The sequence below is a fragment of the Vibrio sp. D54 genome (assembly GCF_021728075.1).
Classification (GTDB): Bacteria; Pseudomonadota; Gammaproteobacteria; order Enterobacterales; family Vibrionaceae; genus Vibrio; species Vibrio alginolyticus.
The window spans coordinates 22,593-37,922 of the sequence record NZ_JAKKCS010000024.1 but is presented as its reverse complement, the minus strand read 5'-3'; the positions used below and the strand labels follow the sequence as shown (position 1 = coordinate 37,922).

At 44.1% G+C, this 15,330-nt stretch carries 18 protein-coding genes; 3 read left to right on the top strand and 15 right to left on the bottom strand.

What is annotated here, in order from left to right:
• Positions 1 to 39: 39 nt before the first annotated feature.
• From glpG to ftsY, 6 genes are all read right to left on the bottom strand, one after another.
• Positions 40 to 882 (bottom strand): rhomboid family intramembrane serine protease GlpG, encoded by an 843-nt coding sequence (gene glpG, locus L3V37_RS22200; protein ID WP_130545159.1) that lies wholly within the window; start codon positions 880 to 882, stop codon positions 40 to 42.
• The gene (gene glpE, locus L3V37_RS22195) at positions 882 to 1,202 is read right to left on the bottom strand and encodes a thiosulfate sulfurtransferase GlpE (RefSeq protein ID WP_237307136.1); all 321 of its coding nucleotides are present in this window, start codon (positions 1,200 to 1,202) and stop codon (positions 882 to 884) included. Before glpE ends, glpG begins: the two co-directional genes overlap by 1 nt.
• A gap of 493 nt (positions 1,203 to 1,695) precedes the next feature.
• A complete protein-coding gene (rpoH, locus tag L3V37_RS22190) occupies positions 1,696 to 2,553 on the bottom strand; it encodes an RNA polymerase sigma factor RpoH (RefSeq protein WP_005378693.1) in 858 nt (285 codons plus the stop codon).
• A 176-nt stretch (positions 2,554 to 2,729) separates the two neighbouring features.
• Positions 2,730 to 3,698, bottom strand: coding sequence for a permease-like cell division protein FtsX (ftsX, locus tag L3V37_RS22185; RefSeq protein WP_130545160.1), 969 nt, complete (start codon positions 3,696 to 3,698; stop codon positions 2,730 to 2,732).
• A complete protein-coding gene (gene ftsE / locus L3V37_RS22180) occupies positions 3,688 to 4,362 on the bottom strand; it encodes a cell division ATP-binding protein FtsE (RefSeq protein ID WP_005378697.1) in 675 nt (224 codons plus the stop codon). Before ftsE ends, ftsX begins: the two co-directional genes overlap by 11 nt.
• 22 nt (positions 4,363 to 4,384) lie before the next feature.
• Positions 4,385 to 5,647, bottom strand: a complete 1,263-nt coding sequence (gene ftsY, locus L3V37_RS22175; RefSeq protein WP_237307134.1) for a signal recognition particle-docking protein FtsY — start codon at positions 5,645 to 5,647, stop codon at positions 4,385 to 4,387.
• Between the two features lie 230 nt (positions 5,648 to 5,877).
• On the opposite strand from ftsY, the gene rsmD reads away from it, so the two are divergent.
• Both rsmD and L3V37_RS22165 read left to right on the top strand, forming a co-directional pair.
• The gene (rsmD, locus tag L3V37_RS22170; protein WP_005378702.1) at positions 5,878 to 6,477 is read left to right on the top strand and encodes a 16S rRNA (guanine(966)-N(2))-methyltransferase RsmD; all 600 of its coding nucleotides are present in this window, start codon (positions 5,878 to 5,880) and stop codon (positions 6,475 to 6,477) included.
• Positions 6,478 to 6,502: 25 nt separating this feature from the next.
• Positions 6,503 to 6,769, top strand: coding sequence for a DUF1145 domain-containing protein (locus L3V37_RS22165; protein ID WP_005378704.1), 267 nt, complete (start codon positions 6,503 to 6,505; stop codon positions 6,767 to 6,769).
• A gap of 57 nt (positions 6,770 to 6,826) precedes the next feature.
• Here the strand turns inward: L3V37_RS22165 and L3V37_RS22160 are convergent, their stop codons facing one another.
• The 4 genes from L3V37_RS22160 to L3V37_RS22145 all read right to left on the bottom strand — a co-directional run bounded on the left by L3V37_RS22160 (position 6,827) and on the right by L3V37_RS22145 (position 9,879).
• Positions 6,827 to 7,411: a YhgN family NAAT transporter gene (locus tag L3V37_RS22160; protein ID WP_005389671.1), complete on the bottom strand. Its 585-nt coding sequence runs from the start codon at positions 7,409 to 7,411 to the stop codon at positions 6,827 to 6,829.
• Positions 7,412 to 7,517: 106 nt separating this feature from the next.
• Complete coding sequence (locus L3V37_RS22155) at positions 7,518 to 7,739, bottom strand: YecH family metal-binding protein (RefSeq protein WP_237307132.1); 222 nt, start codon at positions 7,737 to 7,739, stop codon at positions 7,518 to 7,520.
• Between the two features lie 69 nt (positions 7,740 to 7,808).
• On the bottom strand, positions 7,809 to 8,429 hold the full coding sequence (locus L3V37_RS22150) for a lysoplasmalogenase (protein WP_213965860.1): 621 nt from the start codon (positions 8,427 to 8,429) through the stop codon (positions 7,809 to 7,811).
• Positions 8,430 to 9,510: 1,081 nt separating this feature from the next.
• A complete protein-coding gene (locus tag L3V37_RS22145; RefSeq protein ID WP_005378717.1) occupies positions 9,511 to 9,879 on the bottom strand; it encodes a hypothetical protein in 369 nt (122 codons plus the stop codon).
• A 328-nt stretch (positions 9,880 to 10,207) separates the two neighbouring features.
• Here L3V37_RS22145 and L3V37_RS22140 point away from each other — a divergent pair, with 328 nt between their 5' ends.
• Positions 10,208 to 10,537, top strand: a complete 330-nt coding sequence (locus L3V37_RS22140; RefSeq protein ID WP_005389668.1) for a DUF2500 domain-containing protein — start codon at positions 10,208 to 10,210, stop codon at positions 10,535 to 10,537.
• On the opposite strand, the gene L3V37_RS22135 is transcribed toward L3V37_RS22140, so the two are convergent.
• From L3V37_RS22135 to L3V37_RS22115, 5 genes are all read right to left on the bottom strand, one after another.
• The gene (locus L3V37_RS22135) at positions 10,534 to 11,547 is read right to left on the bottom strand and encodes an acyltransferase (RefSeq protein WP_237307130.1); all 1,014 of its coding nucleotides are present in this window, start codon (positions 11,545 to 11,547) and stop codon (positions 10,534 to 10,536) included. The two genes, L3V37_RS22140 and L3V37_RS22135, sit on opposite strands and share 4 nt — an antisense overlap.
• 283 nt (positions 11,548 to 11,830) lie before the next feature.
• Complete coding sequence (gene arsJ / locus L3V37_RS22130) at positions 11,831 to 13,048, bottom strand: organoarsenical effux MFS transporter ArsJ (protein ID WP_130545162.1); 1,218 nt, start codon at positions 13,046 to 13,048, stop codon at positions 11,831 to 11,833.
• Positions 13,049 to 13,302: 254 nt separating this feature from the next.
• The gene (locus tag L3V37_RS22125) at positions 13,303 to 13,797 is read right to left on the bottom strand and encodes a cyclin-dependent kinase inhibitor 3 family protein (RefSeq protein ID WP_130545163.1); all 495 of its coding nucleotides are present in this window, start codon (positions 13,795 to 13,797) and stop codon (positions 13,303 to 13,305) included.
• A 12-nt stretch (positions 13,798 to 13,809) separates the two neighbouring features.
• Complete coding sequence (locus L3V37_RS22120) at positions 13,810 to 14,811, bottom strand: ArsJ-associated glyceraldehyde-3-phosphate dehydrogenase (RefSeq protein ID WP_130545164.1); 1,002 nt, start codon at positions 14,809 to 14,811, stop codon at positions 13,810 to 13,812.
• A gap of 42 nt (positions 14,812 to 14,853) precedes the next feature.
• The gene (locus tag L3V37_RS22115) at positions 14,854 to 15,189 is read right to left on the bottom strand and encodes a metalloregulator ArsR/SmtB family transcription factor (protein WP_005378730.1); all 336 of its coding nucleotides are present in this window, start codon (positions 15,187 to 15,189) and stop codon (positions 14,854 to 14,856) included.
• Positions 15,190 to 15,330 lie beyond the last annotated feature (141 nt).

Here is a 15,330-nt window from a genome sequence, read left to right as displayed (position 1 = left end):
AAAAGACCGCTCTTGAGCGGTCTTTTCATTTCATCTGCTTTAGGCTTGCTGTTGGTATTTCATCTTGCCTGAATCAAACAGCGCAATCGCCATCCCCGACAGTAGCCCAACTAAGTGAGCGGTGTTTGCAATCGCCATAAATGGCTGCACAAAACCAAGAACTAACCATACCAACATAAAGACGATAATTGGCTTGGGTAGTGTAAGGCCTAAATGTGGCAAGCGGTAACCCAATATCCACAAATAACCAAGCAGTGCATAGACCACGCCAGACAAGCCACCGAAGTTAGCCCCTTCAACATAGAACTGGCCTGCCCCTGAAAGCGCTGCCGACACCACAAAGAGTTGCAATAGCTTACCGGAACCGAGACGACGTTCGATGTCGCCCCCCAACTGCCACCACCATAGTAAGTTAAACACGATGTGAGTTACTGAAAAGTGCAGTAACGCATGACTTAGCCATCGCCACACTTGCCATTGTTGCCCCTCAAAAGCTGGGAAGTGCAACAACTTAAACACGCCATTGCCAAAGCCAAACATTTGTAACAAGTAGATGATGATACAGACTGTCATGATCAGCAAAGTCATGGGGCCAGCTTTCGCTTTGACCATGCTTATGATACTCGGGCTGGAATAATGAAATGTGCTCTTACGAGTATCGGCAACGTCCCACGAGGCGGCGCTGTATCTTGAATCAGACGGGTTAGCAAGGAACAGCTTAAGTTCGGCTTCCGCTTCTATTTCATGCTGGCTATCAGTCAGCCACAGCACAAATTGCCCATCCCCTTCAGGCATCATTTCGATGTCAATTTGGCGAGAGGCCATATAATCAATAAAGGCTTGCGCCATACGTGGATTATTTAACGTTACCAGTCTCTTCATTAACTTCTCACTATCGGTAGTTCTGCTCGATACCAGGCTTCAAAGCCACCATCTACACTGTACACCTGTTCAAAGCCTTGGTTAACTAAATATTGCGCCGCACCTTGGCTACTAATGCCGTGGTAACACATCACCAGAATAGGTTGTTCGAACTCCACTTCATCCATAAACGCAACGATCGTATCGTTAGTTAAATGATACGCGGACTCCGCATGCGCAACGGCAAACGATTGAGGGTCACGGATATCTACAAGCTTCGCATCACCCTGCTCGAGCAGCGCTTGCGCACCTTGTACATCGATATGCTTAAACTGATCCATTTACTTTCTCATTGTCTTATTAATATACCCAAGCAACCTCGAACCTAACGTACTAATCAGCACCCGTGGTACAGCATAAAATCCATATTTGAAGCTGCTTGGGTATACTGCCGCTATTGTAACCTATCCAACGGCAAACTTAGACACATGGATAATCAGGGTTTTCAAAAGTGTACACATTCCAACCATTTGTGGATAAATCTGTGAATTGCGTTGATAAAGTGTATTTGGATCTTTTGATCCACAATATGTAGTGATGATCCTGATCTAACTGTGTGTATATCTATAACTATCCCCAGATGGAAAAGTGCTTGAATCCCTTATTTTGTCCAGGTTTCGAACAGTTGATAAATAATTACTTCACAGAGTTATACACAGGTAGCACATAAAATCCGGATCGCAAACGCTATCGATTTTCGATCGACAATAAAAAAGCCGAGATCACATGATCTCGGCTTTCTATGAAAATCTTACTTTCAATTAGCAGTGGAAATTAAAATTCACCCACAGCCAATTTTAGTTTCTTCATTGCATTTTTTTCTAGCTGGCGAATACGCTCGGCAGAAACACCGAACTCATCAGCTAAGTCTTGCAATGTTGCTTTCTCATCATCTAACCAACGAGAACGCACGATGCGCTGACTACGCTCATCCAAACTCGCTAATGCATGACCCAAGCGATTGTTGGTATGCATTTCCCAGTTGGCGGCTTCAATGTTGTCGGCCACATCAGACGATTTGTCTTCTAGGTATAGCATCGGCGCTGTGTAAGCGTTTGAGCTGTCGTCTTCATCAGTTGGCATATCAAAGGTTGAATCCACCGCCGCTAAGCGTGATTCCATCTCGCGAACTTCAGAAGGCTCAACACCTAACTCGCGCGCAACGGTTTCTACTTCACCGTTGTTAAACCAACCCAAGCGCTTTTTCGACTTACGCAGGTTGAAGAACAATTTACGTTGCGCTTTAGTGGTCGCAATTTTCACGATACGCCAGTTACGTAGCACGTATTCGTGGATCTCTGCTTTGATCCAGTGGACAGCGAAAGAAACCAAGCGAACCCCTACTTCTGGGTTAAAACGCTTAACGGCTTTCATTAGACCGATGTTACCCTCTTGCACAAGATCCGCCATTGGCAAACCGTAGCCAGAGTAACCACGAGCAACGTGAACAACGAATCGTAGGTGCGAGAGAATTAGACCTTTTGCAGCCTCAATCTCACCTTTATAGTGTAATCGTTCTGCCAGCTCACGCTCTTCGTCTGCAGTCAGCATTGGGTAGCTGTTTACTGAGCGAATATAGCTATCAAGGCTATCTTGCGTGACTAGAGCCATCGGATACGCTTCTTTTGTCATTCAATTCCTCATCAATCTCTGATCTGGAGCATTACATTGCAATTTAGCTTCGATATCTTGAACTCAAAATGAACAAGTTTCAAGAAGGGGAAGCAATTATCCATAAACATTTGGTCTAAGCAAGGGTTCAAAATTAGCTAGTGCTAATGAAATCCAAGTAATAAGACCGCCATCACTTAAACTGGTTCAATTTCTTTTAAATGTCGTTGCGCAGAAAAACGCGCCGCAATACATCCCAAAAGACTCCCAATGATGATTAATAACAAAGATTCATCCCAACTTAGACCAATCAGGCGGAACTGGCTATCGTACAACGCAGCAAGGTCTTTCACCGCACTATTCATGACAATGGTCACTAAAGCCGTTACCAACCACGCAATAGTGGCACCTAACACGCCAAACCACATACCTGTGTACAAGTAAGGGCGCAGAATAAAACTGTCCGTCGCACCGATCAGTTTCATGGTTTGAATCTCTTCTTTATTCGCCAGCACATTAAATCGCAATGTATTGCCAACGATTAAAAATACCGCACCGAGCATCAGCACTGTCAGGGTAATGACAATAATACTCGCGAGAGTTTTGATGGCATCAAGACGCGCCAGCCAGTCTTCGTCAAGTCTCACGTCGGTCACATCTTGTTGCTCTCGAACGTCTTTGGCTAATGACTGAATATCACTTTTTAGCTCCGAATCTGGCGTAATCACCAACACACCAGGAAGCGCATAGCCACTTAAAAGACTGATAGCTTGGTCGAACCCTGCATATTGGCTTAAATCAGATAGACCTTGTTGCGGTGAAATATATTCTACCTCTTTTACCAAAGGCCAAGTTTCAATTTGATCTTTGAGAACCATCACTCGCGCATCCGGCATGCCTTCAACTAAGTAAGCACTAACTTGTGAAGGAGAAGCGACATCTTCCGCTGCCCCTGCAACGTTTTTCCCCAATAGATACAAACAAGCTGGCATGGCAAGTGCCATGGAGATGACCGCTAGGGTCAGAATGTTGCCTAGTGGTCGTTGCCATAAGGCGCTAAAAGAGGATTTAGCTTGTTTTGCGTGGACAGAGAAAAAACCATCGGTATTCGCACGCTTGGCACTGCGGCCTTTCCCCTTCTTTTGGGAGTGCTTGTTACCTGCCATAGTCTTCTACCTCACTTAGGAAGCCTTGGTTCAATTCAAAATGACGATACTGTGGGCGAGTGTTTACTAACCCCACATCGTGCGTGGCAAGTAGTATAGTCACGCCCGCACGGTTAAATTCTTCGAATAGACGCAACACACGGTTGGATAATTCTGGGTCAAGGTTACCCGTCGGCTCATCAGCCACCAGCAACGTTGGTCGATTAACCACAGCACGGGCAATACCGACGCGCTGTTGTTCACCACCAGAAAGTTGACTAGGTAGACAACGAGCTTTATCGAGTAAGCCCGTTTTATCTAACGCCGCAGAAACACGGCGTTTGATTTCGTTTTCAGAAATCGATTCGATACGCATTGGCAGAGCGACATTGTCGTACACACTGCGATCCATCAATAGGCGATGATCTTGAAAAACAATCCCAATATTGCGGCGCAAAAAAGGGATGTCTTTGCCTGGAATACGCGTGATGTCGTGGCCATTAAAATGGATTTTGCCATCGGTTGGTCGCTCTATCGCGCAGATCAATTTCAGCAAGGTACTTTTACCAGCCCCGGAATGTCCGCCTAAAAACGCCATTTCACCGCGCCTCAGGTGAAAATCGACTTTTTGCAGTGCTTGTCGACCACCTCGGTAAGCTTTGCTTACTTGCTGAAATTTGATCACCGTTGATTTCCTCTAACTCTTTTTATTCTTCACGACTAAACAGTGCGTCAATAAACTCTTGAGTTTCAAATGGACGCAAGTCTTCGATACCTTCACCCACACCAATGTAACGAATTGGAATACCGAACTGATCAGCAATAGCGAAAATTACGCCGCCCTTGGCTGTACCATCCAGCTTAGTCAAAGTAATCCCGGTTAGAGGGGCAACATCACTGAAAAGTTTCGCTTGGCTAATGGCATTTTGTCCTGTACCTGCATCAAGCGTTAGCATGATCTCATGTGGTGCAGAGTCATCAATTTTCTTCATCACACGTACAATCTTACGCAGCTCTTCCATTAGGTTCGCTTTGTTCTGTAGACGACCTGCTGTATCAGCAATCACCACATCCACACCACGCGCTTTTGCCGCTTCAATCGCATCATAGATAACAGAGGCACTGTCTGCGCCAGTATGTTGAGCAATCACAGGAACATTATTACGTTCACCCCACACTTGTAGCTGCTCAACCGCTGCGGCACGGAAAGTATCGCCCGCTGCAAGCATCACTTTTTTGCCTTGAGTTTGGAACTGCTTCGCTAACTTACCGATGGTCGTGGTTTTACCCACGCCATTTACACCCACCATCAAGATGACGTAAGGCGTTTTGTTGCTATCGATTTCTAGTGGCTGTTCGACTTTAGAAAGAATCTCGGCCATTTCTTCTTTCAACAAACCATAAAGGGCTTCGCCGTCTTTCAGATCGCCACGTGTGGCTTTTTCTGTCAGGTTGTTGATAATTTTTGTTGTGGTATTCATGCCCACATCAGCAATAAGCAGTTGCTCTTCTAGCTCTTCAAATAAGTCTTCATCGATTTTCTTACCGCTGAACAGACCGAAGAAGCCAGCACCAATATTTGCTTTTGTTCGGCTTAGGCTGCGTTTAAGACGAGCAAAAAAGCTTTCTGTTGGCTTTTCTTGTTCTTGAACACGAGGCGCGGCCGATACGACTTCTGGCTCCTCTGCCTCTGCCTCTGCTTCTGCTTCTGCTTCTGCTTCTGCTTCTGCTTCTGCTTCTGCTTCTGCTTCTGCTTCTGCTTCTGCTGGGGCAGCCTCTGATTGTTTCTCTTCTTCTTCAAGTTCTAGCGTAGCTTCCGCTTGCTCAGCAACCGCTTCGGTTTGCTGCTCTTCAGAAGGCGCTTCCACTGCTTCTTCTTTTACTGTTTCTTCAGTTTTTGGTTTTGGGCTTTGTTCTTCGTCACCAAAACCTAGCCACGAAAGTAATCCGCGCTTCTTTTTTTCCGTCATCTGGGGCTATCCTAGATTGTTCTTTTATCTATTAATGACTCTTTTTTGACAAGATTATTATCTGTCTAAAAAAGGCTAATGACAAAGTTCTGAAAACTTTCCGATTAGGTAATTCTAATCTTATTAGTGTTACACTCTGTCATCTTGAATATTCTGGGCTGTATCCAAGCTCCAAGCTCATTGCTTGGGCGATTAGATATAGTATCACTTTATTAGCGGTCAAAAAATCTATGGTAAGACGTCGCCAGCAAAACTCATCACAAAAAAAGCCAACAACGGGCTTTGTTCGCATTATTAGTGGCTTATGGAGAGGCAGAAAACTTCCTGTACACGATGCTGAAGGCTTACGCCCCACGACCGATCGCGTCAAAGAAACGCTGTTTAACTGGTTAGCTCAAGATGTACCACAGGCAAAATGTCTCGACTTGTTTGCTGGCTCTGGCGGCTTGGGATTTGAGTCAGCTTCACGCCAAGCAGAGCAAGTGACCATGGTTGAGCTAAACCCACAAGCTTTCCAACAGTTACAAAAGAATGTTGCCTCTCTTAACGCGAACAACATCCAAGTGGTAAATACCGACGCACTGAGTTTTTTGAAGCAACCGGGTTCTGCTCACCATGTGGTGTTTATTGACCCACCGTTTCGCAAAGGTCTATTGGATGAGACCGTGGCTCTGCTAGAACAAAATGGCTGGCTCGCGGAAGATGCGATGATTTATATTGAAACAGAAAAAGAACTCAATATTGCCGACTTACCAGAAAACTGGCAATTACATCGAGAAAAAACAGCAGGCCAAGTGAGCTATCGTCTGTACGAACGTACCTCCGCATAACGCCTCGATTTAAAAGGATACTTAAATGAAAGCACTAATTATGCTGGCCAAAGCGGCTATCGCCTTTGTTTGGTTAGTATTAATCCTAAATATTTTTATGCCCTTTCCCGGCAATGCCGCGATTGCGCTATACATCATGACCGCTTTTTTGTTCATCATGCACGGTTTACAAATGGCCATCTTCATTGGTGCATTTGGCGACAAAATAAAAATGAGCAGTTGGGAAAAATATTCAATCCTGATTTTTGGTATTTTTGCCCTACTCGATATTCGTCGTAAACACATGATGTAATCGCTCAGATACGAAAAAGCCGCTCTTGTGAGCGGCTTTTTTTCTGCGTTTCGTTCGTCACCCAATGTAACTTTTTACACCATCCAAGAACATTTGAGTGGAGATCATCACCAGTAACAAGCCCATTAAGCGTTCTACCGCCTTCAACCCACGTTCACCCAACAAGCGATTAAAGAAGCCATAAAACATCAGTATAAAAAATGTTGCGCCCCACGCAATTACGACTGATGCTGACATTTCCAACATTTTCTCTGGATGTTGCGAAGACAGTAAAAGCAAGGCTGCAATCACTGAAGGGCCCGCGATCATAGGAATGGCCATCGGAACAATAAAGGGCTCCTCGCCTGCTGCCAGTCCAGTGATGCTGCCGGCACTCGGGAAAATCATCTTAATCGCAATAATGAAGAGAATAATGCCACCTGAAATGCTGAGCGTTTCTGGCTGGACATGCAAAAAACTTAAGATGCTTTGTCCTGCAAACAGAAACAGCATCAAGATCAGTAAGGCAAACAGTAGTTCACGAATCAATACCTTACGACGACGCTTGGGATCGATATGTTTGAGAATAGACAACACAATCGGCAAGTTACCGAGAGGGTCCATGATTAGAAACAGCATGGTCGCTGCAGAAAGAATGTCCATATTCTGGCCTCACCTAAAAAATGGCGGCCAGTGTATAGCAAACTGACAACATGAGCATATGACTGAGGGCGAAAACACCATATTCACCCTCGATCTTAGCCGCCGTTTAGTGATTGCAAACTCGCACCATATTGACCACAAACTTACGTTCAAGCTCACGAATTTTGTCGCGCTTGAGCAAAAATGCTAGTAATGCATCTAAGTCTAGATCATTCAGTTTACAGGTGTGAAAGCGAACGCTAGCGCCAAAGTGCTGTGTGAGGGCTTCGCGCTCCATTGGCGTTTCTCTAAGTAGGTTTAGCAGCTCGTGAGCATGGATTTCACTCATTATTGACTCCAGTTATTAAGAACAATGCGTTCAGTTTACTGAAATCCTCAAGAGCTGCTTTGACTTAAATTAGTAAATGATTGAGGCAACAATGAGGGCATGAGCAAAAAAGTAACTACCACTCACCCACAAATAGGCGTGTTTCATCGGTTTTCGATAACCGTGTATCGCGTATGCCAGCGCCGAATAGATCAGAACTAAGGTTCCGCTAAAACCGATAGCATTGGCGTAACTCGGCACTTGTAACCAAACTTCACCGGCTGCCCAAGCAAGTTGAACCAGCATCATCCCCATGATCACAACAGGGAATACCAGAGAGTCGAGTTGAGGTAGCAACAAAAAGAACGCCACGATACTCGCTGCAAGCAACAGGGCCAACAGCCACCAGACAATCTCACCATTAAGCTGCACCCAAAATGACTTGCTGTAGCATACCTGAGCGACCAGATAAGCCGAAAAATAGATTAGCTTACGAGTTTTAAACGAGTGCAGCGTATCTGCCACCATAGACACAATCAGCCCACCCGCAATCCAGTAGGTATATGTTGCGGATGCACCTTGAGTTAACACCAACACAAGAAGAAGTAGCAGAGTAAAGATTTTAAACACGAGGGATTGTGTCGGGTTAGCTTGCTTTGCTCCCAACACGGAATACACACCTGATAGCCCTATCGCCAGCCAACTCCACATGCAGTATACACCTTTTACTTAAACTCGCCGCTAGTCTAGGTAGACCAGTTTTGATGTAAAGACACAATCTACGAAAGTTGGATCTCGCTAGCGATTCGAAACATTTTGTAACCCTCAGCCTACGTAATAATAAAGCCGATGAGCCTGAATGATGCCACTAAACATTGGGGCCAAGCTTTGCTCATCAGCCGAACCCATCAAATCACACGACACAATAACCAGCGCTTTCTAAAACTATTTAACTGAAAAACAGATAAGTGCTCCAGGTAAGCCGCCATTTCACAAACTGACGATTAAACCACCAGGATGTATGTAATGCAGGCAACAAGAATAAATAACAGACACAAAATAGAAAATAGTCTTAGTAGCGCTCTAAGAGAGGAGGAGCTACTGATGATTAGGGGTAAAAACTAAGAAAACTGACCTTAATTCAGTAAAAAAAATATCAGACAAGAAAAGTAAGTCAATGATAAATAAAATCATAATTTCAATAACAGATAAAAGTGCGGACTTCATAAACCATAAAATCACTAAACACTTTTGAAGCCCATATTTTCTCATAAGGTACGAAAATCTCACTCCATGCTTTCGATTTGACGATGTAACCTCATAGCACATTTTTTAATTTTCTCAATTTTTGAGAAATACAGACAAAATAAAGACCCAACATACCATTCGAAACAAAAAACAATTACAAAGCCAACACCACAAACCATTTAACATTATAAAATCAAACACTTAAAACAAGAAAGGATAAAAACAAAACAATGTGAACACTTTAAATACAGGACAAAAAACATAGTTTCATTAGTCAGAATCACGTAAAACCAGACAAGTTAAGTGTGGTTTTTGAAAAGATTAACGAGCATATGTTGATCAAACCCCAAAAACAGTGCTATATTAAATTCATCGAGTTCATCAAAGATTAAGGGGTAGTGTTATGATTTCATCTTCTCAAAAACAAGGGCTGGTTATGATTGCAGTGGTTGTGGGTTTAATGACACTGCCAATGATGTACTAACCCAATGATTTAAAATAAAAAAGGACGCAAATGCGTCCTTTTTTATTTATCTGTATAGCTCTACTGAATGTGCTTAGACAAAATATCCCAGTGCATATAGTAGAAACCAAGAGCGGCCAGCGTAATCAACGTCATTAGCAAAATTGCTGTACGCCAAATAAAGCGAGAGCTTCTTGGTGTCAGCTCTTTTTCACAAGCATCACATGCCGCCATAAAGCCTTTACGATCATCCAGCTTGTAATCGTCTTCGTGCACCACTTTATTACGCACTGTCGCGATGAATCGAAGCTTTGCTATCACGTCATGCGGTAAACGTTCTTCACAACTATTAATAAGTTGGTGCAACCCTTTCCCTTCTGCATGGTACTGAGTACGCAAAAGTTTTTCGATCGTTCGGGTACGCATGACTACTTTTTCAATATCTGACATCGTAACCCTCCTTACCAGACCCTTCCTATGTTCATTATTTTTATTCTTCTATAAATTTAGAGCTTTTTCGAGCCGTTAAGTGCAATTTTACTTTCAATTTGTGCCCTTGAGCTCATATAGCCAGACAAGTGAAAGCTGCTTAGTTCAGCTTTAGTGACGTAGCTTGCAGATGAAGCAACGATTTCATCGCGTCCCCATTGAGATAAACCGTGAAGTGCGCCGAATAAAATTCATGTCCCTTTCATTAGATTATGAATAAGTTACCTCAACTCATCGTTTCGTCAGCGAGTTCTGTAGAATGGGACCCGATAAAACATTGGAGGTTAATATGCCAATCTCACTTATTGTCGCCCTATTCGCCCTTATTGCTTTGGGCGCGTGGGTGTTTTTCCGTTTTTATAGTAAGCACTATGTGGGCGAAGACGCTCCAGAGCAAAGCGCGCAGGTAACGGTTTTAGATAAACAAGCGATAGACATACCAAACGCACCACCAGGTCAAGACGATCAAGAGTATTGGATTTACGTTCAACGTGGTTCTATCGGTCCAAAGCGTGAATTCCAAATTGGAGTGCATTACTACCATGCACTCAACCCTGGAGATAAGGGAACACTGACCTATCGCGGCAACAAGTTCCTTCACTTCGCTATCAAACGTTAAGGCAGTAACCAACGAGTCTTGGCAGAACGAGAAAAGAGATAGCTCATCGCCAAGGCTCCAGCTCCACTTAGAACGATCCAGACTGGAATCACCCACGCAGGATGTCCTGTGTACCAACCGAACTCTTTCATCGGCCATAAGAAAATAGGGTGAAGTAAGTAAATCCCTAAGCTGTGCTGACTGATCACACTAACCACTTTTTGTACTTTTGGTGATAAGCCTTCACCGAAGTAACGCCCGATCATAAAAATCATCGAAGCCGCTAGAATCACATTCAGTGTTTTATAAGAGAGCCAACGCCCAACCGTATACTTCTCCGCCTCTAAGCTATTTGTCACAACCATCGTAAAGGTCACTGACAACGCCACGAGTCCTAGCCCAACAAATAAGGTCACCATAGAGCGATTCGAAGGTACCTTTTGAAATAAAACATACCCCAGTGGAAGGTAACCCATATAAAGCCACATCTGATTACTCCAAGGGCCATCAATCTTGAACAAGAACAGTGTGCTGGTGAAAAGCCAAAATGCGAGATAGGTATACAAGACGTTGTCATCCACGTTGCGTACCATCCATTGAAACAGCGGAATCACAAAATACAGTGGTATAAAGTAATAGAAAAAGCCGAGATGGTAATACGTTGCGTGGAATGGGCTATTGCTTAATACCTCTTTTACGGTTTCAAAATCAAAGCCTTGAGAAGTCCAGCCTGAAAGGTATGCATAAAACATCGACCAAATAATAAATGGAACTAAAACTTTGCCCAAACGCCTTTTGATATAATACTTACCGTCAAATGGTCGAGTGTCACTGAGCATTAGCGCTCCGGTGATCAAAATAAAAACTGGCACTGCCCAGCGGGTTACGCTATTCACGCCTACCGCTGTCAGCCATTGGTCAAATGGAATCACTCCTAACTCATTTCGATACGGTGCCAAGACGTGAATGGCGATCACTGCTACCGCTGCGAAGCAGCGCAATAAATCAAAAAACAGAACCCTTTCTCTCATACCTTTCCCTACTTTAAGTCGCTTATCGTTTATAGCATAGGGTAAATCTCAACCAGTGAAATGGTTAACAATCTGTTTTTGCTTATTTTTAACTCAACAATGACCTACAACGGGGATTTCATCACCACTCTAATCACTTAACGAGAACCAAAAACCAAGCATCAGTATTCACTCTCCATGCCAAACCGACACAATCTGATTACACCAAACGGCGCATAAGAAACAAAAATGGCTCCGATTTGGAGCCATTTATACCATCTACAGATAGCGATACTGGGGGTAGTTACGCAGTAGCAACATTAGCTTTTGGCAACTTAATTGAAATCAGCGTCGTCAGTGCCAAGAAAGCAAAAGAAACCCATAAGCACGCTGTAAGACCAGCCTCTTGGTAGATCCAACCCGATAATACCGTGCCAATCAAACGTCCCATCGCATTGGCCATGTAGTAAAAACCGACATCCAACGAGACGCCATCGCCTTTAGCGTAGCTCACTATCAAGTACGAGTGCAGCGAAGAGTTAATGGCAAACACAGCGCCAAAAATCATCAAACCTACCACAATCACCAATTCAGGCTGCCAATCGATTTGCACACCATAAGCAATACCAGCCGTAATTAACGCTAGGATTCCTGCCCACACCAATGCTGCACTACCATCAGGCACACGACCTTGCGCTTTGCCAGTAATACGCGGCGCAAAGCCTTGCACAAACCCATAAGCAATGACCCACGCAGCGAGAAAGCTACCAACCCACAAGTGATCCCAGCCAAACACGCTACCAAGATAAATAGGCAGAGCAACGACAAACCACACATCACGAGCACCAAACAAGAACATGCGTGCTGCGGATAAAATGTTTATCGATTCAGACTTGGAGAATATTTGGCGAAACTTAGGTTTACTCTTTGCTTTACCCATGTCCGCTTCTAGCCAGATCATGCTGCAAACAAACACTAATGTAAGTACACCCGCCATAATAAACATCGAGTTTTGAAAACCCACCCAAGACAGCAGCAAGCCACCAACAAAAAAGCCCGCTCCTTTGAGTGCATTCTTCGAGCCAGTCAAAATCGCTACCCATTTGTAGAGCGCACCTTGCTGCTCGTCTGGTACTAGCGTTTTAATCGCGCTCTTAGCACTCATTTTGTTCAGATCTTTGGCAATCCCCGACAGAGCTTGCGCTGCCATCACCCAAGGAATGGTCAGCCATGCATTTGGTACTGCGAGCATCAGCAACGCAAACACTTGCATCGCTAAACCAATGTTCATGGTTTTATTTAGGCCTAACCTTGCGCCCAACCAACCACCAACCAGGTTTGTCACCACACCAAAAAATTCATAGAAAAGAAACAGTGAGGCAATAGCTAACGTGGAATAACCTAAGTCATGAAAATAGAGCACCACCAGCATACGCAGTGCGCCATCGGTCACCGTAAAGTTCCAATAGTTAAACGTCACTAACATGTACTGACGAATACTTTTGCTTAATTGAGAAATCATATTGACCTCATATGTACAGCGATAGAAGTATTTAGATCATCATGTTCTAAATACTTCCTAACCTGTACAGCAACATTGACCAATACAATGTTGCTGTGATTTTCAAAAAATGCCCCAACATCAATAAAAAGAAAAATACAATTTAAAAACAATGCATTAGTTAATGTTAATGGCATTTTTTGTAAACAGTCGTATCCTGAAGAAGCTCGAATTTAGCTTTTGGATCATGATGAACCAAAAGCTATTTAAGCTGATCAAGCGTCTTGAGCCACGCGTTCGATGTACTCAACTTGCACAGGTTTTGTAAATGCACCAGGGCGCAATGCCTGCACTTCTCGCACGATATCTTCTAACTGCCATTCCTTTTCTAGGAGTAGGTGAGCAGCGAACAAACCTGTGCGCCCCGAACCACCCATGCAATGCATCGCAACTTTGCCACCTTGAGCAAGAATCGCGTGCAGTTCCGGACTGGCTTGTCGCCACTTCACCGCAAACTCTTCATCTGGTGCGCAGTCGTCTTCAATCTCGATCTGGAACCATTTCATACCCAGTTGCTGAGTGGCTTCCCCCAATGCAGAGACATTCTTCGCAGCTAATTCACTATCATCTAATGCAGTAACGACCGCTTGAACACCCTGCTCTTTCAACTGTTCTAACGACGCATGCAAATCGACACCTTTCGTTCCTGGGCACGGTGTTAAGATTAAAGCACCGGAGTCCAAATCTAATTGCCATGTAGGATGAGACATTGTGACCCCCTTTTAAGCCAAACCAACGTTACGAACCAGCTCTGCTGTGCGCGTTGCATAACCCATTTCGTTATCGTACCAAGCGTAAATCTTAACCATACGAGAACCCACAACCATGGTTGATTGCGCATCAACGATGGTTGAACGTTGGTCGCCTTTATAATCGATAGAAACTAAAGGACGCTCTTCGAAGCCAAGGATGCCTTTCAAATCACCTTCAGATGCTTCTTTTAACAGTGCATTCACTTCTTCTGCTGTGGTATCACGCTTCACATCAAAAATGATGTCTGTTAACGATGCGTTTGCTAGAGGTACGCGAACCGCATGACCATTAATTTTGTCTTTTAATTCTGGGAAAATTTCGACAATCGCCTTCGCGCTACCCGTCGTGGTCGGGATAAGGCTCATGCCACATGCTCTTGCACGGCGTAGATCTTTGTGTGGCGCATCCAAAATAGTTTGCGTATTCGTCAGGTCGTGAATGGTCGTAAAAGAAGATTTTTCGATACCCAATTTCTCATGAATGACTTTAACCACAGGTGCGATACAGTTAGTCGTACACGAAGCTGCTGTCACGATACGATGTTTTTCAGGGTCGAAAATATGGTCGTTCACGCCCACCACAATGTTCGCGATACCTTCTTCTTTCACAGGTGCGCTTACCACGACACGTTTCACACCTTGCTCTAGGTATTTATTTAGGAATGATGTTTTGCGATGTACGCCTGTCGCTTCAATCACAACATCACAATCAGACCAGTTCACCGCATCGATATCGCGTTGTTGAGTCGTGGCGACACGCTTGCCGTTGATGACGAGCTCACTGCCTTCGACCTGAACTCCATGATGCCAACGACCTTGCACTGAATCGAATTCTAATAAGTGACCAAGCGTAGCTGCGTCACCTGCGACATCGTTGATTAACACAAACTCCAATTCTGGCCAATCAAATGCCGCTCGCAGCGCTAAGCGACCAATTCGGCCAAAGCCATTAATTCCTACTTTAATTGTCATAGTTTTACCCTCTAATCTTCTACCTTGAATCTCTATTCGCTGTTAACAGCAAGCCTCACGACTTTTATCGTGTAAGCGTGTGATGTCGTCTTGGTATTCCTGCTTCAAACAGTTTGATGCCACTAAGTCTTCAATTAACTTTCGCATCCAACCTGGTAATTGCTGTGATAACTCGTAATACACCCATTGTCCTTGGCGTTTATCCACCAAGATGCCACTGGATCGTAACTGAGCAAGATGACGAGAAACTTTCGGCTGGCTCTCTTGCAGAGCAAACGCCAAATCACCAACGCAAGTTTCACCTTCACGGGCCACGAGCATTAAACAACGTACGCGTGTTTCATCGGATAACAGCTTAAAAAACTGATGTGGAAGCATAATGAACATACCTATATATGGATATGCGTATATGTTTATTTAATTAAGGTATATCGTCAAGAGGAAACCGTCCATCGTCATAAAAGTTTCACATCTAACGAACAGCTTGATTGTAAAGAGAGAGATTCAAAGAGATAAAAG